This is a genomic window from Shewanella sp. BC20 (assembly GCF_003129585.1).
GTDB classification, from domain to species: Bacteria; Pseudomonadota; Gammaproteobacteria; order Enterobacterales; family Shewanellaceae; genus Shewanella; species Shewanella seohaensis.
Map to the genome: position 1 here is coordinate 103,682 of NZ_NHRI01000002.1, position 24,766 is coordinate 128,447.

At 47.5% G+C, this 24,766-nt stretch carries 24 protein-coding genes; 10 read left to right on the plus strand and 14 right to left on the minus strand.

The window, feature by feature from the left end:
- Positions 1 to 57: 57 nt before the first annotated feature.
- The 3 genes from CBX96_RS02915 (at position 58) to CBX96_RS02925 (ending at position 2,273) form a co-directional block, all read left to right on the plus strand.
- Entirely contained in the window at positions 58 to 414 is a 357-nt protein-coding gene (locus CBX96_RS02915; RefSeq protein ID WP_109285639.1) for a YibL family ribosome-associated protein, read from the plus strand.
- Between the two features lie 263 nt (positions 415 to 677).
- Positions 678 to 1,289, plus strand: coding sequence for a GTP cyclohydrolase II (gene ribA, locus CBX96_RS02920; RefSeq protein ID WP_109285640.1), 612 nt, complete (start codon positions 678 to 680; stop codon positions 1,287 to 1,289).
- A gap of 114 nt (positions 1,290 to 1,403) precedes the next feature.
- Positions 1,404 to 2,273, plus strand: a complete 870-nt coding sequence (locus CBX96_RS02925) for a hypothetical protein (protein ID WP_258293973.1) — start codon at positions 1,404 to 1,406, stop codon at positions 2,271 to 2,273.
- 65 nt (positions 2,274 to 2,338) lie between these two features.
- On the opposite strand, the gene CBX96_RS02930 is transcribed toward CBX96_RS02925, so the two are convergent.
- Positions 2,339 to 2,800: a hypothetical protein gene (locus CBX96_RS02930; protein WP_109285642.1), complete on the minus strand. Its 462-nt coding sequence runs from the start codon at positions 2,798 to 2,800 to the stop codon at positions 2,339 to 2,341.
- 430 nt (positions 2,801 to 3,230) lie between these two features.
- Between CBX96_RS02930 and CBX96_RS02935 the strand changes: the two genes are divergently transcribed.
- Positions 3,231 to 4,274: a sorbosone dehydrogenase family protein gene (locus CBX96_RS02935; RefSeq protein ID WP_109285817.1), complete on the plus strand. Its 1,044-nt coding sequence runs from the start codon at positions 3,231 to 3,233 to the stop codon at positions 4,272 to 4,274.
- Positions 4,275 to 4,684: 410 nt separating this feature from the next.
- Here the strand turns inward: CBX96_RS02935 and CBX96_RS02940 are convergent, their stop codons facing one another.
- The 4 genes from CBX96_RS02940 to CBX96_RS02955 all read right to left on the minus strand — a co-directional run bounded on the left by CBX96_RS02940 (position 4,685) and on the right by CBX96_RS02955 (position 9,219).
- Positions 4,685 to 5,047: a VF530 family DNA-binding protein gene (locus tag CBX96_RS02940; RefSeq protein ID WP_109285643.1), complete on the minus strand. Its 363-nt coding sequence runs from the start codon at positions 5,045 to 5,047 to the stop codon at positions 4,685 to 4,687.
- A gap of 138 nt (positions 5,048 to 5,185) precedes the next feature.
- Complete coding sequence (locus tag CBX96_RS02945; RefSeq protein WP_089067524.1) at positions 5,186 to 6,634, minus strand: carbon starvation protein A; 1,449 nt, start codon at positions 6,632 to 6,634, stop codon at positions 5,186 to 5,188.
- Positions 6,635 to 6,829: 195 nt separating this feature from the next.
- On the minus strand, positions 6,830 to 7,540 hold the full coding sequence (gene btsR, locus CBX96_RS02950) for a two-component system response regulator BtsR (RefSeq protein ID WP_089067525.1): 711 nt from the start codon (positions 7,538 to 7,540) through the stop codon (positions 6,830 to 6,832).
- Positions 7,537 to 9,219 (minus strand): sensor histidine kinase, encoded by a 1,683-nt coding sequence (locus tag CBX96_RS02955; protein ID WP_109285644.1) that lies wholly within the window; start codon positions 9,217 to 9,219, stop codon positions 7,537 to 7,539. The genes btsR and CBX96_RS02955 overlap by 4 nt, the downstream gene beginning before the upstream one ends.
- Before the next feature lie 128 nt (positions 9,220 to 9,347).
- Here CBX96_RS02955 and CBX96_RS02960 point away from each other — a divergent pair, with 128 nt between their 5' ends.
- The gene (locus CBX96_RS02960; RefSeq protein ID WP_109285645.1) at positions 9,348 to 9,599 is read left to right on the plus strand and encodes a YecH family metal-binding protein; all 252 of its coding nucleotides are present in this window, start codon (positions 9,348 to 9,350) and stop codon (positions 9,597 to 9,599) included.
- Positions 9,600 to 9,868: 269 nt separating this feature from the next.
- Here CBX96_RS02960 and CBX96_RS02965 read toward each other — a convergent pair whose 3' ends face one another.
- The 6 genes from CBX96_RS02965 to CBX96_RS02990 form a co-directional block, all read right to left on the minus strand.
- Positions 9,869 to 10,210, minus strand: coding sequence for a replication protein RepA (locus tag CBX96_RS02965; protein ID WP_109285646.1), 342 nt, complete (start codon positions 10,208 to 10,210; stop codon positions 9,869 to 9,871).
- On the minus strand, positions 10,197 to 10,865 hold the full coding sequence (locus tag CBX96_RS02970; protein WP_086902600.1) for an AAA family ATPase: 669 nt from the start codon (positions 10,863 to 10,865) through the stop codon (positions 10,197 to 10,199). The genes CBX96_RS02965 and CBX96_RS02970 overlap by 14 nt, the downstream gene beginning before the upstream one ends.
- Before the next feature lie 77 nt (positions 10,866 to 10,942).
- Complete coding sequence (locus CBX96_RS02975) at positions 10,943 to 11,245, minus strand: PilZ domain-containing protein (RefSeq protein WP_109285647.1); 303 nt, start codon at positions 11,243 to 11,245, stop codon at positions 10,943 to 10,945.
- Between the two features lie 151 nt (positions 11,246 to 11,396).
- On the minus strand, positions 11,397 to 11,801 hold the full coding sequence (locus tag CBX96_RS02980; RefSeq protein WP_011623180.1) for a phosphate-starvation-inducible protein PsiE: 405 nt from the start codon (positions 11,799 to 11,801) through the stop codon (positions 11,397 to 11,399).
- 149 nt (positions 11,802 to 11,950) lie between these two features.
- Positions 11,951 to 13,123 carry an NnrS family protein gene (locus CBX96_RS02985; protein ID WP_109285648.1) on the minus strand — a complete coding sequence of 391 codons (1,173 nt, stop codon included), beginning with the start codon at positions 13,121 to 13,123 and terminating at the stop codon, positions 11,951 to 11,953.
- A 407-nt stretch (positions 13,124 to 13,530) separates the two neighbouring features.
- Positions 13,531 to 14,040: a DUF2062 domain-containing protein gene (locus CBX96_RS02990; RefSeq protein ID WP_089067530.1), complete on the minus strand. Its 510-nt coding sequence runs from the start codon at positions 14,038 to 14,040 to the stop codon at positions 13,531 to 13,533.
- Positions 14,041 to 14,072: 32 nt separating this feature from the next.
- Between CBX96_RS02990 and CBX96_RS02995 the strand changes: the two genes are divergently transcribed.
- The 4 genes from CBX96_RS02995 to CBX96_RS03010 are packed head-to-tail and all read left to right on the plus strand — an operon-like array spanning position 14,073 to position 19,406.
- On the plus strand, positions 14,073 to 16,394 hold the full coding sequence (locus CBX96_RS02995; protein WP_109285649.1) for a DNA internalization-related competence protein ComEC/Rec2: 2,322 nt from the start codon (positions 14,073 to 14,075) through the stop codon (positions 16,392 to 16,394).
- Positions 16,395 to 16,426: 32 nt separating this feature from the next.
- On the plus strand, positions 16,427 to 18,229 hold the full coding sequence (msbA, locus tag CBX96_RS03000) for a lipid A export permease/ATP-binding protein MsbA (protein WP_109285650.1): 1,803 nt from the start codon (positions 16,427 to 16,429) through the stop codon (positions 18,227 to 18,229).
- The gene (lpxK, locus tag CBX96_RS03005) at positions 18,230 to 19,237 is read left to right on the plus strand and encodes a tetraacyldisaccharide 4'-kinase (protein ID WP_109285651.1); all 1,008 of its coding nucleotides are present in this window, start codon (positions 18,230 to 18,232) and stop codon (positions 19,235 to 19,237) included.
- On the plus strand, positions 19,227 to 19,406 hold the full coding sequence (locus CBX96_RS03010; RefSeq protein WP_011623174.1) for a Trm112 family protein: 180 nt from the start codon (positions 19,227 to 19,229) through the stop codon (positions 19,404 to 19,406). Before lpxK ends, CBX96_RS03010 begins: the two co-directional genes overlap by 11 nt.
- 105 nt (positions 19,407 to 19,511) lie before the next feature.
- On the opposite strand, the gene CBX96_RS03015 is transcribed toward CBX96_RS03010, so the two are convergent.
- Complete coding sequence (locus tag CBX96_RS03015; protein WP_109285652.1) at positions 19,512 to 19,976, minus strand: hypothetical protein; 465 nt, start codon at positions 19,974 to 19,976, stop codon at positions 19,512 to 19,514.
- A gap of 163 nt (positions 19,977 to 20,139) precedes the next feature.
- On the opposite strand from CBX96_RS03015, the gene CBX96_RS03020 reads away from it, so the two are divergent.
- On the plus strand, positions 20,140 to 20,829 hold the full coding sequence (locus CBX96_RS03020; protein ID WP_109285653.1) for an energy-coupling factor ABC transporter permease: 690 nt from the start codon (positions 20,140 to 20,142) through the stop codon (positions 20,827 to 20,829).
- Between the two features lie 59 nt (positions 20,830 to 20,888).
- On the opposite strand, the gene CBX96_RS03025 is transcribed toward CBX96_RS03020, so the two are convergent.
- Together CBX96_RS03025 and CBX96_RS03030 are read right to left on the minus strand one after the other, a co-directional pair.
- A complete protein-coding gene (locus tag CBX96_RS03025; RefSeq protein ID WP_109285654.1) occupies positions 20,889 to 21,245 on the minus strand; it encodes a glutathione S-transferase N-terminal domain-containing protein in 357 nt (118 codons plus the stop codon).
- 233 nt (positions 21,246 to 21,478) lie between these two features.
- Positions 21,479 to 24,697: a DUF748 domain-containing protein gene (locus CBX96_RS03030; protein WP_109285655.1), complete on the minus strand. Its 3,219-nt coding sequence runs from the start codon at positions 24,695 to 24,697 to the stop codon at positions 21,479 to 21,481.
- Positions 24,698 to 24,766 lie beyond the last annotated feature (69 nt).

A 24,766-nucleotide genomic window follows, 5' to 3' on the forward strand; every position in this document is an offset into this window, starting at 1 on the left:
GGCCCTAAATGGTGCACATATCGACTGGGATTCACTTAAGTAATTTAAGGTAAAATGATGAATTTAAAGCAAGAACTGCAGCAGCTTAACGATAAGCTAGATAAGTTTCGTCGTAAACTGGCGGCAGCAGAGCAACGTGGCGATGCCGTTATTGTGGCGCAATTTAAACGCGATATTGCGGCGGTCACTAAGCAAATCAATAGTGTAAAAACGCAGCAGTCGCGTCTTTTACAAAAGCAAGGCACAGATATTCAACACTTGCCATTCCACCGCGCCCTCACCAAAGCTGAGCAAGCCGACATGGGTCAACTGAAAAAGACAGTTAAAGGCCTAGTGGTTGTGCATCCTATGACGGCATTAGGACGCGAAATGGGCTTAACCGAAGTAACAGGTTTTGCGCCAGCAAAGTTTTAAGTTTTATTGGCAAGTTATTCATTGAGTTGCAAAATAAGGCACATGCCTATTTTGCAGCGCCTTGAATGGTTGTTCGACAGATTGAGCTATACCCGTGATAGCGCCGCAGGCTTCGATTTATAGTTGATTAAATTACTAAAGTATTTCGTGAATACGGAAAACGCTTTAGAATAGGCGCTCAGTAGGCGAAGAGCCCAATCATCGTTTTGTTTATGGATGTTCCTTCCGTCTCATGGAATGAGAGTAGTCGTTAAGGTTAAGTCATGTCGATAAAATATGTCGCGACGTCAAAATTACCCACTCCCTGGGGCGTTTTTGCCATGCACGGTTTTGAAGATACCGAAACCGGTAAAGAGCATGTTGCCCTCACATTTGGCACCCTAAGTAGCGATGCCCCCATATTAGGTCGTATTCACTCTGAATGTCTTACGGGCGATGCCTTGTTCAGCTTACGCTGTGACTGTGGCTTCCAGCTGCAAACGGCGATGCAAAACATTGCCGAAACCGGCAGTGGATTTATCTTATATTTGCGCCAAGAAGGGCGTGGTATTGGTCTGCTGAATAAGATCCGTGCCTATGAGTTGCAGGATAAAGGCGCCAATACGGTTGAGGCGAATGAGCAATTAGGTTTCCCAGCGGACATGCGTAAGTACGATATGATCCAACCTATGCTTGAACAAATTGGCGTGAAGCATGTACGCTTAATGACCAATAACCCTCGCAAAGTCAAAGCGATGAAAGAAATCGGCATCGAAGTGGTTGAGCGTGTTCCCCTGCAAGTCGGTAAAAATCGCTACAATGAAGCTTACTTAAAGACCAAATCCACCGAGCTTGGCCATATGATGTCTGAGTATCATTTTACGGATGAAGAGTAATCTTTAACCCAAGCGATAACCGATTAGGCTTAGCAAATCAGGATCTGTTTGCATAAATTGAAGACCATCTTTAGCCGGTTACTCGTTAAATGCTTTTCCTGTTCGGCGCTATCAATGGGGTGTGCCTTCCCACTGTTGGCGTCGACCGCTGCCATTGCAAGCCACACCCCAGTGCAGATCGCACAGCAATCTCAGTCGTTTGCTCAAATGAGCCCCGAATCGCCGATTGATGGTCAAAATAATCCTAATTCCGTTTATGCCTTTGGCAGTTATCTTGGCACGGGGGTATATCGTGCCGCCGATCAAAATGCCACAGTGGTGAGTATTCCTTTAAGCTTTGATTTCTTAAAGGATGAGAGCAGCCAAACCTGGCTGCGATTACCCTTATCCTTCGGTTTTTTTGACTACTTAGCCAAAGATATTACCGATGGTGAATTGCCTTCCTCGGTCGGCACTATGACGATGACTCCAGGTATCGAGCATCATTGGCAGGCAACGGCAAATACGCGAATGGAAGCCTATCTGGATGTGGGCTTTGGGACAAATTTCGATACCGATGCGAACGTGGCAATTTTGGCTTCGGGCGTGAGTAGCTTGTATGATTTCAGCCTTGCGGGCGAAGACAGCGTTTGGGTGTCGAGGCTCAGGTTTGCTGGTTACAGTGAGCGGGTAGGGAAATTAACCGACCAATTTGCAGTGCTGCAAACTGGGGTGGATATTGGTCTTTCGCCGCGCTGGCAATGGTTGAATATTCAGATGCAGCCGAGAGTCTTTGCGGTTGGTTATTGGTATTTCAACGAGCTGGATTTTAGTCAAGATGCTGAAAATGAAACCATAGTCTCCGGCAGCTATGAGATTGGTGCCACGCTAGCGTTTTCTAAGCCCTTGGGCGGAGATCTCCTCGGCATAGATAGAATCGGGATCAGTTATCGTACCGGTGATGGATTAAATATCTGGCGTTTATTATTTAGTTTTCCCATTTAATTTACTATTCAAATCAAGTGTTAGACGCGACATCGATTGGTCGTTATTTGTGGTTCATGACGTAATTAACCAGCTGATTTTTTGGCTTCACGCACTTTTTGCTCCATCAAGGTAGTGATTTGACCGCTAAGTTGCATAATTTGATCCTGTAATAGCTTGCGTTGTTGAGCCGCAGCTTCAGAATTATCGCCCTTCAGTTTAGTGAGTTTTTCTTGCAAATCTTTGATTTGCTCTTTGATACGCTTAATTTGCTCATCAATAATCGATGTGGGCTTCTCTTCCGTTTCCTTACTTTGTGACTGTTGCAGTTTGTCGGCGAACGCGCTCCTTAAGGTCGCGCTAAGATCGTTGGCAAGTGCTTGCCTACCCGCATTTGAAATATTCACGCTGGATTGTGTGTCTGACTCAGATCCTGTGCTCGCCGCAGTATCGGCTGAGGAGGCTACGGGTAGAACAGAAACATATGCCGTAGATAAGGACTTAAAGGCGCCGCTGCTTGCCGCAGTATTTAATCCATTAATGTTCACGATAGATTCCTTTAATACTTCAATGTGGTCGCTCAGCTATGTTCAATAGAGTAACAAATGTGAGCCCCGAGTGTGCTTTATCGAGTTATCGGCAGATGGATAAAAAACTCAAGCAGATTTTCATCCTTATTTTGCAAAGTGCGCGATATGTGGGATTAAGAACCGGGCAAACTGACAGTGAGTTATCGCTTAAGGGGGCGCATAGTCGGATTGACCAGCTAAATCAGAGGATTTGGTAATACGGTATATCTAAGGTAAGGTAACGTAGCTAAATTAAACGAAGCTAAGTTAATTGTACGACAATAATTTTACCCTACTAGGATGCGAGTCAATGGATCGTAAAAAACGCGCCGCACTATTCAATACAGCCACTTTTAAGGCGGTTTCTCTCCTATCCCTCAGTGTCTTGAGTGGCATTTCTGCTCCGGCAATGGCCAAGAATATCTTAGATAAACTGACGGTTGCCGAAGGTTTTAACGTAAGTTTATTCGCTGATGACGTTGAAAATGCACGCGAAATTGCCGTATCCGATAAAGGCATCGTCTATGCGGGCTCAATGAAGGCGGGGAATGTTTATGCCCTAATCGACCGCAACCAAGACGGCGTGGCTGATGAGAAAATCCTGGTTGCCTCAGGACTTAAGCTACCTTCGGGGGTGGTCATCAAAGATGGCGATTTGTATGTCTCTGAAGTCGAGCGCATCATTCGATTCAAGGATATCGACAATAACTTAAACTCAGCCAAATTTGAGGTGGTCTTCGATGGATTTCCAAGTGAAACCCACCATGGCTGGAAAGTGTTAGGGGTTTCACCGACAGGTGAGTTAATCATTCCAGTGGGCGTACCTTGTAATGTGTGCGCGGAGAATGAACGCTATGGGCGTATTTTCTCGCTGAATCTTGAGACCAAAAAATTAACGACTATCGCCCAAGGCGTTCGTAATTCCGTCGGATTTGATTTTCAGCCTGGCACTCAAACTCTTTGGTTTAGCGATAATGGCCGCGACATGATGGGCGATGATATTCCTCCCTGCGAAATCAATAAGGTCAGTTACTTGGGTGAACATTTTGGCTTCCCTTATGTGCATGCAGGTACGATTCTTGACCCTGAGTTTGGCAATGGTAAAGATCCTGCCAAATACACTGCTCCGGCGTTTTCCTTAGGCGCGCATGTGGCGCCGCTGGGTATTCATTTTTATCTTGGTAAACAGTTCCCTAGCGATTATCAACAGCAGTTGTTTGTGGCCGAGCATGGTTCGTGGAATCGCACTAAGAAAGCGGGTTATAAAGTGGCCGTGGCGACAATAGAGCAAGGTAAGGTGGTCAAATACACCCCATTTTTAACTGGCTTTATGCAGGATGAACAAACCTTTGGTCGCCCTGTGGCCTTTGCTGAATTGGCCGATGGCAGTTTACTGGTGTCGGATGATTATGCGGGAGCAATTTACCGTGTGACTTATCCGCAGACAAAGTAGCCTAAAGGTAAAGTCTAAACGCTAACCCTGCTGATAACCCCCTTAAAAATAATGCGCGGGATAATCGAGTGAATTATCCCGCGCATTGTTGTCTGTTCTTATTAGGGCGTGTTGACGTTTCGAGATTAAATTTTGTTCGTTCTGGCAAGCTCGTGCTCGCGAAAGGAGGAATGATGTGTAGTTATTCTACTCAAATGACGAGCGGCTCTTATGACAGAAAGTAAGAGCAAGGGCTTGCCAGACGAACCCTTCGGGCAGCATTTGGCTGGCTTTTCTGCGGCGTTATCGTCCGTTTATGTAGAATAACTACACCGCACGGACTCTGCCTTGCATAAACTCCAGCCAAATTGCTGCAAAAATAACCCTGAAACGTCAACACGCCCTAGTACGCTTTGAATGTGCTCGCGAAATTAGTCGCGCTTGCCCCAGATATGGCTATTGATCTGGCCATCCGTTGTCGATGCCGCAGCATTCGCCTGAGCTGATTTCTGCGCTTGTTTTGCAGTTTTTTTGACCGCTGTTTTCGCCGGGGCATTAGATGATTTTGCGGCTGGCAGCGGCAGTTTATTAGTTTTTAAATACAAATATTCCACCTTTTCACGCGCCCAGTCGGTTTTTCTTAAAAAGCGCAGGCTCGATTTGATACTCGGATCTTCGGTAAAACAACGGATTTTGATACGAGCGCCGAGCTCTTCCCAGCCATAGTGTTCCACCAGTTGGGTGACTATGGCTTCGAGTGTGATGCCGTGTAGTGGGTTATTTGTTTGAGTCATCTTGAATAAACAGCCGTGAACAATGGCAGGATTATACCAGTAATATGTGCCTAGGCTTAAGGTGATGGATAAAAAAACGGGCACTATTGAGTGCCCGTTCAATTTGAGTCGCGATATTTCTAGTGGTTTTGCTAGAAATTAAGCTTCATCGGGTAATTCGCTGTCGCTATCGACTTCGCCTTTACCTTTGGTTTTCACAATCAGTAAGCCTGTGATCACTAAGGTTGAAATGGTACCTGCAATGGTCGACAGGGTCATAGGTAAGCCCGCGCCTAAGGTTGCCGAGTTGAGCAGGAAGGTAATAACCACAGTAGTCATAAACATCGCTGGAATAGTGGTGATCCAGTGCAGTTTATTGTGACGCAGTAGGTAAGCTGAGGCTGTCCAGAGCATCAACACGGCAGTCGCTTGGTTAGCCACACCGAAGTAGCGCCAGATCACCCCGAAGTCGACTTGAGTCAGTAAACCACCAATCACAAATAATGGAATAGCTAGGGCTAAACGTTTTGGTAACGCTACCTGTGGCATTTTAAAGAACTCAGCCAAGATCAAACGGGCAGAGCGGAAAGCGGTGTCGCCTGAAGTAATTGGCAGAATAATTACCCCAAGGATTGCCATAAAGCCACCGACAGCACCTAATAGACCAGTAGAGGCTTCGTATACTACGTTTGCAGGGTTGCCCGCCATGCCAGTGCTTAAACCTTCAACACCGTGGAAGTAAGACAGTGCAATTGCACACCAGAGTAGGGCGATGATACCTTCACCGATCATGGCGCCAAAGAACACGAAACGGCCGTTCTTTTCGTTTTCAACACAACGAGCCATCAGAGGTGATTGTGTCGCGTGGAAGCCTGAAATCGCACCACAAGCAATGGTGATAAACAGTGCAGGCCACAGTGGCATGTCTTTAGGGTTTAAGTTTTGGAAGAAGTCACCCGCTTGCACATTGGGCAGCAGGGTGTGTTCGCTCGATAATATGATCGCAAAGGCTAAACCAAAGGACATGAAGAACAGCAGCGCGCCAAAGAAGGGATACAGACGGCCGATAATTTTATCGACAGGTACCACAGTGGCAATCAGGTAGTAAACGAAGATAATCGCAACGAAAATACTGACATCCCAACCAGTCAGCTTGCCTAACAGACCCGCTGGAGCAGAGATAAACACTACACCCACAAGTAACAGCAGGATGATGGCAAACACGTTCATAAAGTGTTTGGCGCTCTTACCTAAGTATTTACCCGCAAGGTTTGGCACAGATTGGCCGCCGTTACGGACAGACAGCATCCCCGAGAAGTAATCGTGCACCGCACCGGCAAAAATACAACCGATCACAATCCACAGCATGGCCGCTGGACCGTAAAGCGCACCTAGGATTGGGCCGAAGATTGGACCCACTCCCGCGATATTTAATAATTGGATTAAGTACACTTTGCCTTTGGACATAGGCACATAGTCTACGCCGTCGGTTTGGCTAAAAGCCGGTGTTTGACGTTTTTCGTTGATACCAAATACCTTTTCAACAAAGGTACCGTAGATAAAGTAACCGCCGATCAATAGACCGACGCAGAGTAGGAACCACATCATTTTAGTTATCTCCCCATTTTGAGTTGTGCAGAGTGTAAACAAGTTGTTTACACAAAACAGGGCTAACTGGGTGAGAGGTCGATAACGCTGACTCAGCGGTAATAGAATGGGGCGAGCGGTTGCATACGTATGTCATTCATAAGTATTAAACACCCCGAGCGGTTAGGATATGAGCATAAGCGGTGAATTATCGGACTATTGGAAGCCAAACAATTGCTTAAGGCTTTTGAGATAGCGGCGGGATACGGGCACTTTGTCGCCAAGCAGGGTGGTGACTTCGGCGCCTGTATCGAGCAGTTCTATCTCGGCAATGGCTTTGGGCGAAATCAGATATTGGCGATGACAACGCACCAGTGGCGTTTTTTCCTCTAACACCTTCAACGTGAGCTGGGTGTGGACCTTGCCTTTGGTGCAGGCGACATGGATACCGCTTAAATCGCTAAAGACATATTCGACATCTTGAATGGGGATGACTTTTAACTTACTGCCGCTGTAACAGGGCAAATGTTCCAGAGTCGATGGCGCGATCAGATTCACGGCTTGTGGCGTAAGATCCTTACGCACTCGTTTCAAGGTTTGGCTTAGACGCTCGGCATCTATGGGTTTGAGTAGATAATCAAAGGCATGATTATCAAAGGCTTTTACTGCAAATTCATCGAATGCTGTCACAAACACGATTTTCGGCAAAGTGTCGGGGTCGAGCATGGCAATCAACTCCATGCCGGAAATCCGCGGCATTTGGATGTCGAGAAAAATCAATTGAGGTTTTTCTTTGGCAATGGTTTGCAGCGCTTCAATCGCATTGGAGCATTGGCCGATAATGTCAATATCGGCTTCTTGGCCGAGCAGATCGGCCAGTTCCTCGCGGGCAAACAATTCATCGTCGACAATTAAACAAGTGATCACGTGTTAGTTTCCGTCTGTTCTATGGGTAAGCGGATGGTGACTTTAGTGTACTCATCCGGCTCGCATTCCACCTGAATGCCATACTGCTCGCCAAAGAGGTTTTGGATCCGTTTATGGACTAAATTCATGCCTAGCCCTTCAGAACCAATAATGGGTTGGTAAAGCCCAGCGTTATCAGTGACTTCTAAGACCAATACCTGTTCATCCATCCGGCCTGTCACCTTGATTTGCCCTTGTTCAATCATATGGGAGGTGCCGTGTTTGACGGCATTCTCAATGATGGGCTGCAGGGTAAATGCAGGCACTTTGCAGTGATAGAGTGACTCAGGGATAGCGATATTGACCTGTAATTTATCAATAAATCTGGCTTTCTCAATGGTGAGATAGGAGGCGATGTGATCGAGCTCATCCCCGAGTGTCACTAAACCCGTGGTACGTTTTAAATTAATCCGCAAAAACTGCGACAACTGCTGTAACAGTTGCTTCGACATATCGGGATCGCGCTTAATAATCGCACTGATGGTATTGAGTGCGTTGAATAAAAAATGGGGATTCACTTGAGCTTGCAGCAATTTGAGTTCGGCTTGGGTCAGTAGATTTTGCTGCTGCTCAAAACGGCCATAGAGGATCTGGTTCGACAATAACCGAGCGATCCCTTCCCCTAAGGTGCGGTTAATGTTTAAGAACAGTTTATTTTTGGGCTCGTATAACTTGATGGTGCCAATGACTTCGGTGTCGCTGCGAAGTGGGATCACAAGGCTCGATCCGAGTTTACACTGGCTTGAAATCGAGCAGGAATAGGGCATCTCCACCCCATCGGCGAACATCACCTTGTTTTGATTTATGGCCTCAAGGGTGATTTTTGAGGAAATCGGTGTGCCGGGAATATGATGGTCGGCGCCTATGCCAATAAAAGCCAAGAGTTTTTCGCGGTCGGTAATGGCCACAGCACCGACGTTGGTCTCTTGGATCACAATTTGCGCGACCTTACCGCTACTTTCTTCGTTAAAGCCTTTTGAAAGTAGACCAACGCTGCGCTCGGCAATCTTTAGCGCCTTGGTCGAGAAGCTGGAGGATAGTTTATCGAACATAGTTTTTTGGTCACGGATCATGCTCATAAACAGCGCCGCACCGATGGAGTTAACCAAGAGCATCGGCGGCGCAATCTGTCGAACTAATTCCCAGGCATCATCAAATGGACGGGCGATCAGTAGAATAATGCTCATCTGCATCATTTCTGCGTAAAAGGTGACTAGGCAAACTAACAATGGATTGTAGATAAGCTCGCTCTTGCCCGCGCGGCGCAGGTAAAAACTGATCATGCCCGCCGACAGACCTTCGAGGGTCGTGGAGATGGCGCAGGCTAAATCGGTAAAACCACCCATGCTGTAGCGGTGCAAACCACCCGTGATACCGACGAAAAATCCCGTGACAGGACCGCCGAGTAAGCCACCTAATACTGCGCCCATCGCGCGAGTATTGGCAATGGCACCCGAGGTTTGCTCGCCAAAATAGGTTGCCATGATGCAAAAGCTTGAAAAAATGAGGTAAATAAATACCTTGTGCGGTAGGCGAGGTGCGGTTTCGGCGAACAGTTTAAAGAGTGGTGTTTTACTGACCAAATACACTATCACTAAGTAGAGTGACATCTGTTGAGTCAGGAGCAAGATCAAGGACATAGTGGCTCACTTTATCGTCAATGCAATCGGCACAGGCATAGAAATCGGCAGTATGTGCGCAAGATCAGGGTTAAAATTCAACAGTTCGGATATAAAGCTTAATCTTTTTTACATCTTTTGGAGAGACTATGTCCGATTCTGTTCACGGTCATGACGTTATGGCGCTGATGGTAGCGCAAGAAAAACCGCTTTTAAAGCTTGAGTTTATCGCCTTGATGGCACAAACCTTTGGTGACAATGCGCGTTATCATACCTGCAGCGCCGATAATCTAAAGGCAGAAGAGCTAATCAGTTTATTGATCCGCAAGGGGAAAATGCTGGAGTCTGTGCAAGGGCTCACACTGGTCGCGGGGCGGCAGTGTAATCATTCACACCACTAAGATGATTGAAGTACTCTTGTTAATTGAAGCCTTGCTAATCTAAGCCTAGCCTAATTGCAGTCAGGCTTCATATGAGCCTCGGCGAACTGACCTTAGTCTATATAGCGCCAGTCCAGTTTAGCGCCATTGGCCGCATTAGGTTGCGGCCAATGAAATCTCCCGAAAGCGCAATTTTATAGAAGGAGAAGGTTGCATCGTGGCAGTTGCTATTGTGGAATAATTTAATCGGTTATGGATAAATGATTAATATCAATGGATAAAGAGCAGGGTTAGCCTTCATCTTTCTTACCTTTATTGACTACTTTAAGCTGTTCATCGGCGGTCTTTCGGCTGAATTCATCAATCAAAATACGCAGCAGACGCGATTTGGCGATCTTGGTTTCTTTTGCTAGGCCATCGAGCTGGGAAATACTGGTTTCGGTTAAGGTAAAAGTCGCGTGACGGTAAATCTTGGCGGACTTTTTATCTAATCCCTTTGGCTCGGCAGTGGGGATACTAAGAAGACTCGCCTTACCAAGAGCATAGTTATTGGCATCTTCAATAAAATCATCAACAGAAACCGACTTGATGACTTGTTTGGGTTTCTTACGTTTAAGATCAGTTAAGCTCATAACTATTTTCTGGAGGTAAGGTGAACAGCTCATCCACAATTGCGCGGATTTCGTCGGCCGCTTTTCCATCGGGCTCAATTTCCATCACGGACGATCCTTTTTCCTCACTGTCATCGTAAATATTGCGGCAGAACGTGACCGAGTTGAGCACGCGTAGCCCAAAGGATTGGACCACTTCTTTCGCCTCAAGGATACGTTTGACCTGTGTGGGCAGTGCGGGACATTGGGTGAGTACTATGGTGGCCACCATTTTGGGGTTAACCATCTTACAGGTGCTGAGCATGTCTTCCATATGGGGCAAGGTTTTTAGATCGCGACGCTTAGGCCTTAAGGGGATCACTACGTAAGTGGCCACCGACATCGCGGCGCGCATCGCAAGGTTATCTTGGCCACCACAGTCGACAATCACATAGTCAAAACGCTCATTGAGACTGAGCAAATCGTTACGAATTTTACCGTAGAGTTGAATACAGTTAATGGCAGGGAGGCTAGGGTCGTTGTTTCGGGCTTGGATCCAATCGGATGTGGTACGTTGTGGGTCACAGTCGACCATCAGCACATTGGCGTCAAATTTCTGTTTTATATAAACCGCCAGATTTTGCGCGAGGCAACTCTTGCCACTGCCACCTTTTTCACCACCCACCAGCAATATCATAGCTATGTCCCCTGTACGAATAGTTCAACTAATTCAGTGTAGAACAGCTCAATCGACCCTGCGTAGCTGGATTGAAATTAAAGCAATTGCATGGCGACATGATAACTTTGATCATGACGTTTAGAGCAGCGGCAGACCTGACCTTTAACACTATTCTCATGATCTGTGTCTGGATTAAAGGTCACGGTAACTAAATCACCCAATATGAAGGGTTTTTTGTAATCAAACAGTATGCCTCGGCGGGCTAAATCGATGCATACACCTTGGTCGGTATGCTCTATACCGTCATTATCAGTCCAATGTAAAAGTACACGCTCGGCTTCCATATCAACGCGAAGCGACCCACGTTTTTCATCAAATCCTGTTGGATGGTCACCCATAACTCAATTGCCCCGTAAATAATTGATCTCAGTAAAACTAGCATAATTGCTTTTTGGCAGAATACCAATGTGAAAGCGAGGTCTTTGACGGGGATTTTACTGGCAGAAACATCGCGCCATTGCGTTTGGCTGGCAATGGCGCGCGGGAGAGTTAATTATCGTATTCTTGATTTTTAGGGTAAGGCATTTTTAATTGGCCCCAGCGGATAACGATAACCGTAGCCGCTAAGATCAAAGTTGAGAGTGAAATGGCGGCAATTCGCCAGTCATCCATGCTCTTCATATCTAAAATTAAATACCGCGCTAGGGCGACAATCGCAATGTACAGCGGCATACGCACGGGTAATTTGCCCGATTCGGCGTAGTTGGCCACCATGGCGAGCACTTCAAGGTAAATAAACAATAACAGCAGATCGGCAAGCGCTACGGCGCCGACATTAAAGACATGGACAATTTCTTGGCCGATGGCGACAACGGTCGCAATCGCAATGATGATTAATACTAGATGCTCAACGGCTTTTAAGCCCTTGGCACCGTATTGACGATAAAATGGCATAGGTACTCCCTACTGAATATTTTTATAAATAGTAACAGTAAAAATACTTTAGGTAGGGAAAAGAGGCGTGATTCTCTGTGACTCAATTCACAAGCATAACAAATGCTCGTTGAGCCACAGAATCAAGCGCCACGATTTTAGACGCCGCGTTAGCCTGGGCGTCCATCGGCTCTTACGCGACAAAGCATGGGTCCATAGCAGTAACAGAAACAACCAAAGGCTATGATCCACAGCGCAATGGCGGCGAGCATGAGTTCGATAAACCAGGCACTGAACAAGCCCGCGAGGACGCGCAGCACTGTGGCGAAGAGGATCAAGGCAAAAGCCAACGCCATGGGTCGTGGCGGTGTTAGCGTGCGGCCAGTATGTCCGAGCGAGACCCGTGACATCATGGCGAGGATCATTCCGCCTAATCCACCAACAGTAATAGCATGCATGCCAACGGAAAGTGGCAATCCCGCTGCAATCAGCCCTAAGCCGATGGGGATGCATAAGTAACTTAAATGCAGCGACCATAATAGCGGCACAGGCCTACTCGCGCGCCATCCCCAACGTGACCAGCGAAATAACAGGACTACGCCTGCGACGCCCGCCATAAGGCGAGTTAATAGGGTTTCAGTGAAAAAGAGGCTCAGCACGAGGGCAAAGAGGCTCGCAAAACTGACAAACTCAATGGCTGGGATCGGGGCTTGCTTTTGCCATTGGGTTGCGCGCTCAGTGAAAAATGGGATCACCCGTCCACCGAGCAGCGCCACGATCACGGCGACTAATACCACAGCGGCATAGAGTCCGTTATTCATCCAATTCAATTGATTCGTCATTAAGCCGTAATAACTCACGCCGTTGAAGAGGGTGAGTAAACTCAGAATGGGAATAAACACAAAGTTGCGCCACTGGCGAACCTCAATCACCGAAATGGCTAACAAGACCGCAGTTAAGGGTAAAAACAGCAGATCGATGATCATAATGGCAACAAACGGAATGTTGAAGGGCAATATGAACAGCAACCGAGGCAGTAGCCAGACTAAAAATAGCCCAGCTAAAGGCAAGCCTTTAACGCCGGGACGGCCCGTCCAGTTTTGAACGGCCGTCAGTAAAAAGCCTGCAACCACTGCGCAGACAAAGCCAAAAATCATCTCATGGCCATGCCACCAGAGTGGATTGAGTGTGCTTGGCAGTAACGACTTGCCTGAGAGCAAGCCGCCCCATATGCCCAAACTTAAGAGACTAAACAGGCTGGCAAACAGGAAAAAGGGTCTAAAACCTAAGCGAAACAAAGCCACTTTAGGTTGTAAATGTGCGGGTTCATCAATATTCAGCATACAGAGCAGTGGTGAAGGTGAACATGGGAATATTTTAAGCTGCAAATAAAATGAATGTATATATCTCCTTTTGAGTAACAGACAGTTTACTGCGGTGAAAGCTGTTTATTTTGCTGTTAGATGCAACAGATTGGCTCTTAGATACGAGACGAGATAGCTGGCAGCTTAACGATTCGAGTTTAGTAAGCTGCAGGTGTGACAAGGTCTGGGAGGGGAAAGCGCGAGGAATTAACTGGTTCAATATCTTGGGGATGAGCCAGAGAAACTCGATACTACAGATTAAGCTAATGTATCTAGGCTGAATCAAAACAAAGCATCTAAGCGCTAGTCAAAGTGCTTAGATGCTATTGGATGCGCTTAGATACAACCCGGGTGAGTATGGGATGGTGCGGTAAAGATTCGCCAAATTATTTTGTCTTACGCTTTTGCCATTTAAACATGATGGAGTATTTCCACAGATTACTGATCGTCAGGTATCCCACGGCGGAAAATATTACCCCTAACACTAAGCAACCAAGCAAAAATGCGGGACCAATGGTGGCTAGTGAGGATTCAATCCATTGCCAGCTGGCTTCAAAGGCAAACTCCTGCGGCGCATGGCCCAAAATTTTTGCGCCCAATAAATAAGCGCCATAAAACATCACCGGCATGGTGAGCGGATTGGTGATCCACACTAATGCGACAGAGACAGGAATATTGACATTAAACAGGATGGCGAAAGCGGCGGCGACGACCATTTGAAACGGCATTGGGATCCAAGCGACAAACAAACCTATGGCAAAGGCCCCCGGGGCAGAGCGGCGATTAAGCGCCCACAGATTGGGGTTATGTAATAAGCGACCGAAAATGCGTAGGTGTTTGTGCTCACGCAGGGTTTCAGGCTTAGGCATATATTTTTTGATTAATTTTTTTGGCATAGGCTGAAATTGCTGTCTTAACTTAATTCACTATGAATGGATTCATTTTTGGCTTTAGTGCCACCTTATTATCAGCGATGTTGTGGCCCTCGCTGCTGCCAATCAATTGTTTACCCTACCTTTGCCTTGGGGCACTCATCTTATTCAAAAAAGCGCCTAGTTTGTCTGGCATGCTTTTCGCGATGTGTTGGCTTACGGGGTTTTGCTTAGTCTTATCTCGGCAGGATCTTCCTTTATCGCAACAGCCAATTCAAGTGAGGGCCGAAATCATATCACTAGTTAGTCAAAACAGCGACTGGGTTAGCTTCGATATTATTGTCGATAAACCAAATTTAATCTTTTGGCCAAGGGCTAAGTTGCGACTCACTTGGCAATCTCCCGAAGCGGTGCAAGTGGGGCAAGTTTGGTCATTTACGCTGATGCCTAAAAGTATCTCAAGCGTGTTAAATCAAGGCGGTTACAACGAACAAAAGCAATTGATTAGTCAGCATATTGTTGGCAAGGGACGAGTCATTCATGCTCAACTGCTCACGACTCATTTTTCATTAAGGAATCACCTGATTAGCCAATTATCCCCTAAGTTGTCGACATTCACGCAGGGAGATATTTTGCTGGCGCTGATTTTGGGCGATAAGCAACTCATACCCGCCAGTAAGTGGCAGGCATTAAGGCAAACGGGAACCGGGCATTTAGTGGCGATATCTGGACTGCATTTATCTGTGGTCACTGCTTGGGTTTATGTGTGTACGCTGTTTCTATTGAGCCGCTTCGCGGCGCATCCCAGTCGGCGCAATCTGGTGATTGCGCTATTGCTCGCTGGAGGCTGTGCCTTATTTTATAGCTATTTAGCGGGATTTGCCGTTTCGACCCAACGTGCGTTAGTGATGATCCTATTGATCATGCTTCTGAGTTTATTAAGACGCTACTCGAGTGCGTGGGATCGTTTACTGTTTGCACTTTTTATTGTGCTTTTGTTCGATCCGCTTGCCAGTTTGAGTGCCGGTTTTTGGCTATCGTTTTGCGCCTTGGCGATTATTTTGTATACCTTGGAAAGCGTGCCGCGTATTCAGCCCGTTGAAGGTAACGCGAGCTTTAGAGCAAAAGCGAGAGGGAGACTTGCGCAGTTTTGGTCAATTCAATGGCGTTTAAGTCTGGTGTTAGGGTTGGTGCAGGCGGTGTTTTTCGGCGGCCTTAGTGTACACAGTCTGTGGATGAATATGCTGGTGGTGCCGTGGTTTAGCTTAATCGTTATCCCCTTGTCTATGATGGCGTTTATCCTCTGGTGGTTGGGTACGTTTTTTGGTCAAGCATGGTTTGGGTTGTTCCATCTGGCTGATTTAACACTGTTACCCTATGGCTGGTTGCTCGAACTTAGTGGTGATTTACCCGCCCATTGGCATTCGGTTTCTGAGACCTTACTCGGGGCCAGTCTGTGCGTACTGCTGGCCTTAATACTGTGGCGTTACCTTCCGCATCATAGTCGATATGGGCTATGGCATTTACCCATAACCTTGCTGTTTATTCCGTTCATATTAGTGATTTTTCCACGGATGACTGAGTCATCTTCGCCTCAGTGGGCGCTGCATCTTCTCGATGTCGGACAGGGCTTAGCCGTGGTGATTGAACAGGATGAACGGGTACTTATCTATGATACGGGCGCCGCCTTTGGTGAGGATTTTAGCTATAGCGAACGGGTGATTATCCCGTTTCTTAACAGCAAAGGCTTAGCTCAGGTGGATTATATTGTTGTGAGTCATGGCGATAACGATCATGCAGGCGGTTCCGAGGTGTTGGCCAGAGCCTATCCAAGGGCAAACTGGATAACCGATGTGGCTCATTTAGCTGGCATGCCCTGTTTGCCGCAGCAAATTCAGTGGCAGCAATTAACGTTAAACTTTATTTCCACGCAGACAGCGCAGGGGGGGAACAACGCCTCCTGTGTGCTGCGTATTGATGATGGCGCGCACAGTTTGTTACTCAGTGGTGATATTGAGAAGGAAACCGAAGCGGTATTGATTGAGCAAGCACTCAAAGGCGCCGAGCTTAAAAGCCAAGTGCTTATTGCGCCGCACCATGGCAGCCGCACCTCATCAACCCCCGCCTTTATCGATGCGCTCGCCCCTGAGCTCGTGTTGTTTCCGGCAGGTCTTAATAATCGTTATGGTTTCCCAAAGCCCGATGTGGTTGCGCGTTATCAGACGCGGGGGATTGCTTATTTAACGACGGGGCGAGAAGGGCAGATCAGCGTTTCTTTTAGTGCTGAACGATTGGAGGTGAAGACCTATCGGCGTGATTTTGCGCCATTTTGGTATAACCGCTTGTTTAGATTTGGTGACTTGATTAATCCAGAGTAGAATGAGCACTTTGCCATAATTTAGTGTTTTCAATGACAGCATCTCCTAAAGACGAAATGTGGACAGTTTTCAAGCGACTACTGAGCTACCTCAAACCGATGAAGGGCATGTTTTTGCTTTCAGTTGTCGGCCTGATTGTATATGGGCTTGTCGACGCGGCCTTTATTTCTTTTATCGGTCCTTTTATCGATAAAGGCTTTTCCAGTGCTCCGGCGATCAGTAACGGTATCGCACTCCCCACTAGCCAAGGCTTTCATGCCGATAACCAAGTGTTATTAATGGCACCGATAGTGGTTATTTTGATGTTCTCCCTGCGCGGTTTTGCGAACTTTGTCTCCACCTACGGCATTTCTTACATGAGTGCGCGTTTGATCATGGATATGCGTCAGCAGGTGTTTGAGCACTATCTGAGCTTGCCCGTGAGCTACATGGACAAAGAAAACACTGGGAACTTGATTTCAAAAGTGACCTTCGATACCGAGCAAATTGCCCGAGCATCGGGAAGTGCCTTGATTTCCATCGTGCGTGATGGGGTGACGGTTATCGGTATGCTTGCGCTGATGTTTTATAACTCTTGGAAGCTTTCCCTCTGCATTTTAGTGATTGGCCCGATTATGGGGCTAGTGATCACTATTGTCAGTCGCCGCTTCCGTAAGGTATCGAAACAAATCCAAACTGCGATGGGCGATGTCAGTGCCGCGACCGAGCAGATGATCAAAGGCCATAAAAACGTGTTGGCCTTCGGTGGACAAGAAACCGAAACGGCGCGTTTCGCCAAAATTAATGACAGAAACCGTCACCAAAACATGAAACTCGCCGTGGCGCAGGCGATTAGCCAGCCGCTGATCATGGTGATTGGCTCCTTTGCCTTGGCCTTTGTGCTGTATGCTGCGAGCCTCGATAGCATGAAAGCCGATCTGACCGCAGGTACCTTCGCGACCATCCTCGGCGCTATGATGGCAATGCTACAACCGATCAAAAACCTCACCCGAGTAAATGCCGAATTTCAGCGCGGTATCGCGGCCTGTACCACGGTCTTTGAATTGTTAGACACTTTGCCTGAATCCGATACCGGTACTTATACCGTCAAGCGTGCTAAGGGCAACTTACGTTTTGATCATGTTTCCTTCAGTTATGATGGGCAGGAGCGCCGCGCCTTAGATAAAATCGACTTCGAGGTCACCCAAGGGCAAACCTTGGCCTTAGTCGGCCGCTCTGGCTCGGGTAAATCCACTATCGCCAGTCTGGTAACGCGTTTTTATACTGGCTTGGAATCTGGTGATATTCTGCTCGATGATGTCAGCATCTATGATTACTCATTGAAATCATTGCGTAATCAAGTGGCACTAGTGTCGCAGCAAGTGACCCTGTTTAACGATACCATTGCCAACAACATAGCCTATGCCTATCCTGGCGAAGCAACCCGCGAGCAGATTATCCAAGCGGCGACCTTGGCCCATGCGATGGAATTTATCGAGCAATTGCCCGAAGGTTTAGATACTCAAGTGGGTGAAAACGGCGTGTTATTATCGGGCGGCCAGAGACAACGTATCGCGATTGCCCGCGCTATGTTGCGTGATGCGCCTGTGCTGATCCTCGATGAAGCCACCTCGGCACTCGATACCGAATCTGAAAAGGCGATTCAGCAGGGGCTCGATAATCTACGTCAAAACCGTACCTCGGTTGTGATTGCCCACCGTTTGTCGACTATTGAAAGTGCCGATCAAATTTTAGTGGTCGATCAAGGCCGTATCGTCGAGCGCGGTACCCATAAATCCCTGCTGGAACTTGGCGGCATGTATGCCAAGTTATACCAAATGCAGTTTGGTAGCTAAATGCAGGCACTGGTGAATAAAATTTGGTACGAGGGCCACCCATTGCGGTGGCTCTTGCTGCCGTTTTCTGTGCTATTCGCTTTAATCACCGCGATTCGTCGCAGCCTGTTTCGCTTAGGATTCAAATCCCCAACCCCATTACCCGTGCCCGTTATTGTGGTGGGGAACATTACCGTTGGTGGCAGCGGTAAAACCCCTACAGTTATCTATTTGATTGAACTGCTACGGCAACAGGGGTTTAACCCTGGCGTTATCAGCCGTGGTTATGGTGCGGATATCCAAGGGGTAAAAGTCGTTACCGCAGCGGATAGTGCGGCGGCTGTAGGCGATGAGCCTGCCATGATAGTCGCGCGCACCAGCGTGCCTATGGTGGTGGGCGCCAAACGTGTCGATACCGCCAAGGCGTTGCTGGCACAGTTTGCCGTAGATGTGATTATCTGTGACGATGGCTTGCAGCATTACGCCCTTGGTCGTGACATTGAGCTGGTGGTGATTGATGGAAAACGCGGTTTAGGGAATCGTCATTTACTTCCCGCAGGGCCACTACGTGAAGGTGCTTGGCGTCTTAATCAAGTGGATTTTGTGGTGGTCAATGGTGGGCCCGCGCAGGCGAATCAGTATGAGATGCAGCTGAGTCCGAGTGCGGTGTTGCCGGTAAATCCCAAGGCTGAGGCCGTGTTTGACCCGACGCAACCCGTGGTGGCGATGGCGGGCATTGGTCATCCGGCGCGTTTTTTTGAGACGTTAACGCAGCAAGGTATTCAACTCGTGTTATCCCATGGTTTTGATGATCACCAAGCCTACGATAAACACGTGTTATGCGAGCTTGCGGCATCTCGCCCGCTGATGATGACAGAAAAAGATGCGGTTAAATGTCGCGATTTTGCACAAGAAAACTGGTGGTATTTGGCTGTGGATGCCAAGCTATCGCCACAATTTGATCAACAGCTGCTGAGCCGTGTGCGCTCTGTGGCTGCAGCTAAACAAGGAAAATCCCATGGCGTTTGATAAAAAACTGTTAGACATAGTCGCTTGCCCAGTGTGTAAGGGAAAATTGGAATACGATAAAACAACGCAGCAATTGATTTGTAAGGCAGACAAATTAGCCTATCCAATCACGGATGGGATCCCTGTGTTACTCGAAAACCGTGCCGTTCCTTTAAACGAAGCGGTTTAATCTGCAGGAACATTGTGAATCATCGGTAGGTCATTTGGGGCTTAAGAAGCATTCAGTCTATAAATGGCAAGCTTAAGAGGGCGATAATCTCGCCCTCTTAATGTTTTAAAAACGCACGAATTTTTGTTTGTCTTCCTCGGTGGCGCCTTCTTTGCATTCTCCGCGAATTTCGCCACGTCCCGATTCAATATTTCGACTCAACTCGAAATAACCCTCGCGGCAATATCCTGTCATTTCTAAGGTTTTATCTAATCCCAGCTCGACTTGTTTGCCCCAAATCTCGAGTGAGTCAGCCTGCTCCTTGCGGCTACGGCGTTGCTCTCTAGGATCTTGGGCGACTTGGCGCATGCGTTCTTCGTGGGGGAAGGGGCGCTCAGCATTATCTTTTTTCGATTTGTCATCGGCTAAACCGGCTTGATAGGTAAAGAGTTTCAGGCCATCGGCGCGGATATCTGTGGTGAGCTTATCTTTAAACTTCCCCGCAAATTCAGCGGGATCTATCGGGGCGCTGCTACAGGCGAGTAGGGTAAAGCAGCTCAGCAGTGTCAGACTTAACGATCTTAATGGCATATGAGGGATTACTCTTAGGTGATTCACTTATCGAAGAATACCTTAATATGCCGCGAAATATCATGCAATTATGGGTTTTATTCGCGATATACTCACTCTCGTATACCGCTTATCTTTACCGCTTTCGCACGCCGAATGGCGCTGTACCGAGGGAGCCTTACTCATGTTGGACTTTTGGGCGAATCGTTTTGCACAAATCGAATGGGATATCAGCCCATTGCAGTGCCTGAGTCTGTTGCTGCTAGGGCTGTGGATTTATGCCATCTGGCCCAAGGAAGAGTTACAACAGGTACTGAAGGACAAAGGCCTACAATGGCGTCTGTTACTGACCCTGATTGCAGTGAACACCCTGTGGCTGCTCAATGCCAGTATTCAAGTGGGATTGCATTTACACTTTTTAGGCATAGTCACTTGCCTACTGATGTTTGGTTGGCGTTTAGCCACGGTTGCCTTGCTGCTACCGAGCGCTTTTTTCAGTATCTTTGTGTTAAAGCAGCCTGCTGAGTTTGGTGCCTTTAGCCTGTTTGCGATTGCGATCCCGCTGTTCTGCGCCTTTATTCTCTACAGCCGTAGTTATCATTTGTTTCCTAAGCATATTTTTGTGTTTATTTTTGTCGGCGCTTTTATTAATGCTGGCTTATCGACGGTTTTTCATCAATTCAGTTGGGCATTCTGGCTGTGGTGGTCAATGGATTATGACTGGGGCGTGTTGATTGATAACTATCTGATGTTAATCCCGCTATTAGCCTTCCCCGAAGCGCTGCTCAACGGCATGGCGGTGACGCTTTTGGTGGTGTACCAACCCCAGTGGTTGTTTGACTATTCCGATCGCGAATATCTTTGGCGTAAATAAACGTGGCGTAAGTAAAGAAAGGCGTAAATAAAAAGCGCGCCATAGGGCGCGCATTCCATTTAGGCAAAGCGTTGATCTAAGTAATTAATAATTTCTTTTGACTCATACAGCCATTGTACTTGGCCATTTTCTTCGATGCGTAAACAAGGAACCTGTTGTTTACCGCCCTGAGCGATGAGCTCATCTTTGTAAGGGGATTGTTTTGCATCAACCGTTTGAATATTCAGTCCTTGACGACGCATGGCGCGGCGCACTTTTACGCAGAAAGGGCAGGCATTGTACTGATATAAGGCCAGTGCTTGGGTCTGGGCGTCAATCTGTTGTTGCTCTGCCTGTGGGCGCTTGCGCTTCTTTGGAGTGAACACAAAGTTCAGTAACAAAATGATCCGACCTAAAATCCAGCGAATAATAAACATAATTACCTCGAATAAAGTGTGTTAGCGCGCCGCAGTATGGGTAGTGCAAAAGGGCATTTCGTTGTCGAAAAGACTTGGCGAAATGTGATTCCGCTCGCATAAAGCCGCAGAGTGTAACCTAAGGGATGCGTGAGGCCAAGCAATTGAGAGTTAGGCTGCTTGTCGACTCGCGGTATAAAAACGCCCAGTGGGCACTGGGCGTTTTATTATCCATGTTTTGATATTGGTGAGTATTAGTTCGCGTCGATACTCATATTCACCTGCGCCGCATCTTGGTTCAGGGTCACGCGGCTCTCGAGTAGGAAAATCCGCTCCGGCGCGATCCCTTTACTGTCGACAAGATAGGCCTTCACCGACTTCGCCCTCTCTTGGGCTAAATCACCAAGCATACCTTGGCTGACGTTTTGCGCTTTTACCGTGAGGTTATACAGGGCGATGTGCCAACGGGTAGTGAGTTCCTCTTTGCTGAGTGGTGCATTTTTGGTCTCGGCAATAATAGTATCTTTCACATCATCCGGATTGGTTTTGACTTCCTGCTCGTACAGTTTGACCAAAGCATCGGCCAGTGGACCTTCGGTTGGGAATTGGCTCGGACTGAGATCCGCGGGCAATTCCGTCAGTGGCAGATTGGCTAGTGTGGCCAGCTTACGCTTCATCATACGCTCGGCAATCGCTTGGCTATCCTTGACGGCATCCACGCTGCCTTCGAGGCTCAACTTGAGCATTGGGCGATCGTCTAAGCCTTTAGCGAGTTTATCTAAGCTTTCCAGCTCATGTGGACTGAGTACAAATTGCCCTGGATTGAAGGGGATTTTATCCAAGGTTTCATCGGAGCCCACCAGACCCGCAAGGAAAGAGAAGGGCGCTGTTACGGCCTTAGTGATCACATTGGTGATGGCCGTCATGATAATACCGCCGACACTAAAGCTGGGTGAGTCTAAGTCGCCGGAGACTTCCATCCCAAGGTCAATCACGCCGTGGCGGTCCTGCAACAGGGCAATCGCTAATGTCACCGGTAAACTGGTGGCTAAGTCACTGTTACTGCGTTTACCCAGTTTGAGCTGATCAATCACTAAGTGGTTGCTGCCCTTGAGTTGGTTTTGCTCCAGTTTGTAGTTGAGCGCTAAGGATAATTGTCCCTTATCGATGTAATAGCCTGCATAGGTGCCTGAATAAGGATTCACAGAGGTTAGCTCAACACTCTTAAACACAAGGTCTAAGTCAAGATAAGGCTTATCCAGCAGTGGGTTAATATCCCCTTTTAGGGTCACTGGCGCATAACGGTCAATTTTCCCCTTAATATCGACCGATGCCTTAGTGCCGGGTTTGGAAGATAAGTGGCTGATATTGCCTTCAAGCTGCTCAATGCCGGAGGCAAAGTTAGGCGTGAGGGAGTTATCGGCGAAAAACGCCGAGCCTTGGTTAAAGCTGATTTTCTGAATATCTAAGCTTAGCTCGGGCTGTTGAGCCGTTGCATTGGGGCTGCTCTGCGGCTTAGCCACAGTCTTTGCCGTTGACGCAGTAGTCTTAGACGTGTCGGTCGCAGGCGTTTCCACAATCAGATTACTGATATTGGTCGTGCGATCCTTAGCGATAACCACCTTAGCGTAGGGCTGGTCAAAGCTTAAATGGTCGATATTAATTTTATTCAGCTGTTGGTCAAAATCGAGCTGATTAATATGCATTTTTTGCCATTTAACCAAGGGCGCTTTGCGAATGTTGTCGAGGATACTCAGCTCATCCAGTTGAACACTGCCTTGATAAATCGCCTTACCTTTGCCATCGGCGTTTAGCTTACCCTCACTGCTGAATAGGCCGCTGCTGAGTTGCATATTCACATAGGGTGCAAGATAGGGTTGGAATTGGGCTAAGGCGAGCTGCTCGACTTTAAGGTCGGCGTTAATTGACTCGCTAGGCACATCGACCTGCCCCTTGGAGATAAAGCGTCCTTTATCATTCAGACCAAAGGAAAGTTCGTAGTCGATGGGTGCCTTTAAATCACTCACAATGGCTTGTGTTGCAAAATTAAGGGGATAAACACGCCATTGCTGTGGGGTTTGGGTGAGTTTATGTTCCTCAAGGTGAATATCGTAGTTTTCGATACTCAGCCCGCCCAGAGTCACTAACCAGGTATCTTGCTGTTCAGTTGCGCTCTTTTCCGAGATCGTTTGGGAAGGCGATGCGGCTGACGTGTTCGTTTCTGCTGGCGCTTCTGCTGTTTGCGATTCAGCAGGCGAGTTCGGCGTTGCGGTATCTGGGCTGGCAGCCATAGATTTTGGCATTAACAGCTGCGCTAAATCGATGCCTTGTTCATCCAGCTTGGCTTTAAGGCTTAAACCTTCACTGTGGATTTGCTTAATGTCGACGAGCTGCTTGGCAAGGTTGAGGTTAATTCCATCAATCGCCAGCAAGGGTAAGGCGATAACGGACTGGTCACCATTGAGGAAATCAACTTTCTCTACAACCACTTGGCCGCGATCGGCCGTGAATTGTACGTTTCCATCCGCTGGCAACTCAACTTGGTAATGACTGTTGATACTGAGTTCACCCGCTGCCAGTTTTACCTTGAATTGCTCAGCAACAAATGGCCAGAAGGGGGCGAGTTGCAGTTTTGCGAGCTGTACATCCCCGACAAGTTTAAAAGGGAAAAGCTGGAATTGTCCGGCAAGGCTGACTTCACCCGCATGGGCATCCTGTAGCTGGGCGACAAATTGGTTGTGCAGGATGCTCGGAGGATTCGATGCCGTGTTGGCCTGAGCCGTAGGCGCAGCCGTTGCAGGCTTATCCTGAGATTGAGTCGCTTGACCATTTGAAGGGCTAGTGGGTTTGGCCATCATCAAATACTCAGTATCTAACTGACTGAGTTTGAAATTGATATTGGGATAATCAACCAAAGCATGGGTGATGTTATCCTCAAATTTGACCTTACCCGCCGTTAAGCTGAATTCACCTAATATTACTCGCAGTGGGCGGGTATTTTCAGTGGTGGTTTCTGGCTCATTCGGAGTTTTCGCCTGATTCAGCCGAGTCAGGATGTCGTCAAAATTGAACTGAGTTGCCCCTTGAGATTGAAAACGGCTGACATTGGCGAAGGGCCCTTGCAGCTGAATATGGTCAATCACCAGGGCTTGATTAAACACGGATTGCCAGAAGTTCACTTCAAATTGAAGTTGAGATAATCCCGCAAAGGCTTGATTGTCTTTTTCTTTAACTTCGAACTGTTTGATATTGACTCTATAGGTAAAAGGATTAATTCGCAGATCCTGTAATGACACAGGACGGCCCAAGACTTCGGTAAGCTTCTCTGGGGCGAAAGACACTACGGCCTTGGGAAGTACCAGTCCAAGGATAATCAGGTAACTTAAGTAGGTTATCGCTAAATAGGCGAGAATTCGTTGGTATCGTGGGCGGCTAAAGAACGCGAGTTTTAACCGTGATAGCTGAGTCAACATAGTGAGATTAAGGCTCCAATACGCACGCTGGCGCGAAATCTATCAATTAATGCGGCTATTCTAGCGAAT

Coding starts and splice junctions, on each gene's coding strand:
- CBX96_RS02915 (WP_109285639.1), top strand. CDS start 58: ATGAATTTAAAGCAAGAACTGCAGCAGCTTAACGATAAGCTAGATAAG.
- ribA (WP_109285640.1), top strand. CDS start 678: ATGTCGATAAAATATGTCGCGACGTCAAAATTACCCACTCCCTGGGGC.
- CBX96_RS02925 (WP_258293973.1), top strand. CDS start 1,404: ATGGGGTGTGCCTTCCCACTGTTGGCGTCGACCGCTGCCATTGCAAGC.
- CBX96_RS02935 (WP_109285817.1), top strand. CDS start 3,231: ATGGCCAAGAATATCTTAGATAAACTGACGGTTGCCGAAGGTTTTAAC.
- CBX96_RS02940 (WP_109285643.1), bottom strand. CDS start 5,047: ATGACTCAAACAAATAACCCACTACACGGCATCACACTCGAAGCCATA.
- CBX96_RS02945 (WP_089067524.1), bottom strand. CDS start 6,634: ATGATGTGGTTCCTACTCTGCGTCGGTCTATTGATCGGCGGTTACTTT.
- CBX96_RS02955 (WP_109285644.1), bottom strand. CDS start 9,219: ATGTCCTTGATCTTGCTCCTGACTCAACAGATGTCACTCTACTTAGTG.
- CBX96_RS02960 (WP_109285645.1), top strand. CDS start 9,348: ATGTCCGATTCTGTTCACGGTCATGACGTTATGGCGCTGATGGTAGCG.
- CBX96_RS02965 (WP_109285646.1), bottom strand. CDS start 10,210: ATGAGCTTAACTGATCTTAAACGTAAGAAACCCAAACAAGTCATCAAG.
- CBX96_RS02970 (WP_086902600.1), bottom strand. CDS start 10,865: ATGATATTGCTGGTGGGTGGTGAAAAAGGTGGCAGTGGCAAGAGTTGC.
- CBX96_RS02975 (WP_109285647.1), bottom strand. CDS start 11,245: ATGGGTGACCATCCAACAGGATTTGATGAAAAACGTGGGTCGCTTCGC.
- CBX96_RS02980 (WP_011623180.1), bottom strand. CDS start 11,801: ATGCCATTTTATCGTCAATACGGTGCCAAGGGCTTAAAAGCCGTTGAG.
- CBX96_RS02985 (WP_109285648.1), bottom strand. CDS start 13,123: ATGCTGAATATTGATGAACCCGCACATTTACAACCTAAAGTGGCTTTG.
- CBX96_RS02990 (WP_089067530.1), bottom strand. CDS start 14,040: ATGCCAAAAAAATTAATCAAAAAATATATGCCTAAGCCTGAAACCCTG.
- CBX96_RS02995 (WP_109285649.1), top strand. CDS start 14,073: ATGAATGGATTCATTTTTGGCTTTAGTGCCACCTTATTATCAGCGATG.
- msbA (WP_109285650.1), top strand. CDS start 16,427: ATGACAGCATCTCCTAAAGACGAAATGTGGACAGTTTTCAAGCGACTA.
- lpxK (WP_109285651.1), top strand. CDS start 18,230: ATGCAGGCACTGGTGAATAAAATTTGGTACGAGGGCCACCCATTGCGG.
- CBX96_RS03010 (WP_011623174.1), top strand. CDS start 19,227: ATGGCGTTTGATAAAAAACTGTTAGACATAGTCGCTTGCCCAGTGTGT.
- CBX96_RS03015 (WP_109285652.1), bottom strand. CDS start 19,976: ATGCCATTAAGATCGTTAAGTCTGACACTGCTGAGCTGCTTTACCCTA.
- CBX96_RS03020 (WP_109285653.1), top strand. CDS start 20,140: ATGTTGGACTTTTGGGCGAATCGTTTTGCACAAATCGAATGGGATATC.
- CBX96_RS03025 (WP_109285654.1), bottom strand. CDS start 21,245: ATGTTTATTATTCGCTGGATTTTAGGTCGGATCATTTTGTTACTGAAC.
- CBX96_RS03030 (WP_109285655.1), bottom strand. CDS start 24,697: ATGTTGACTCAGCTATCACGGTTAAAACTCGCGTTCTTTAGCCGCCCA.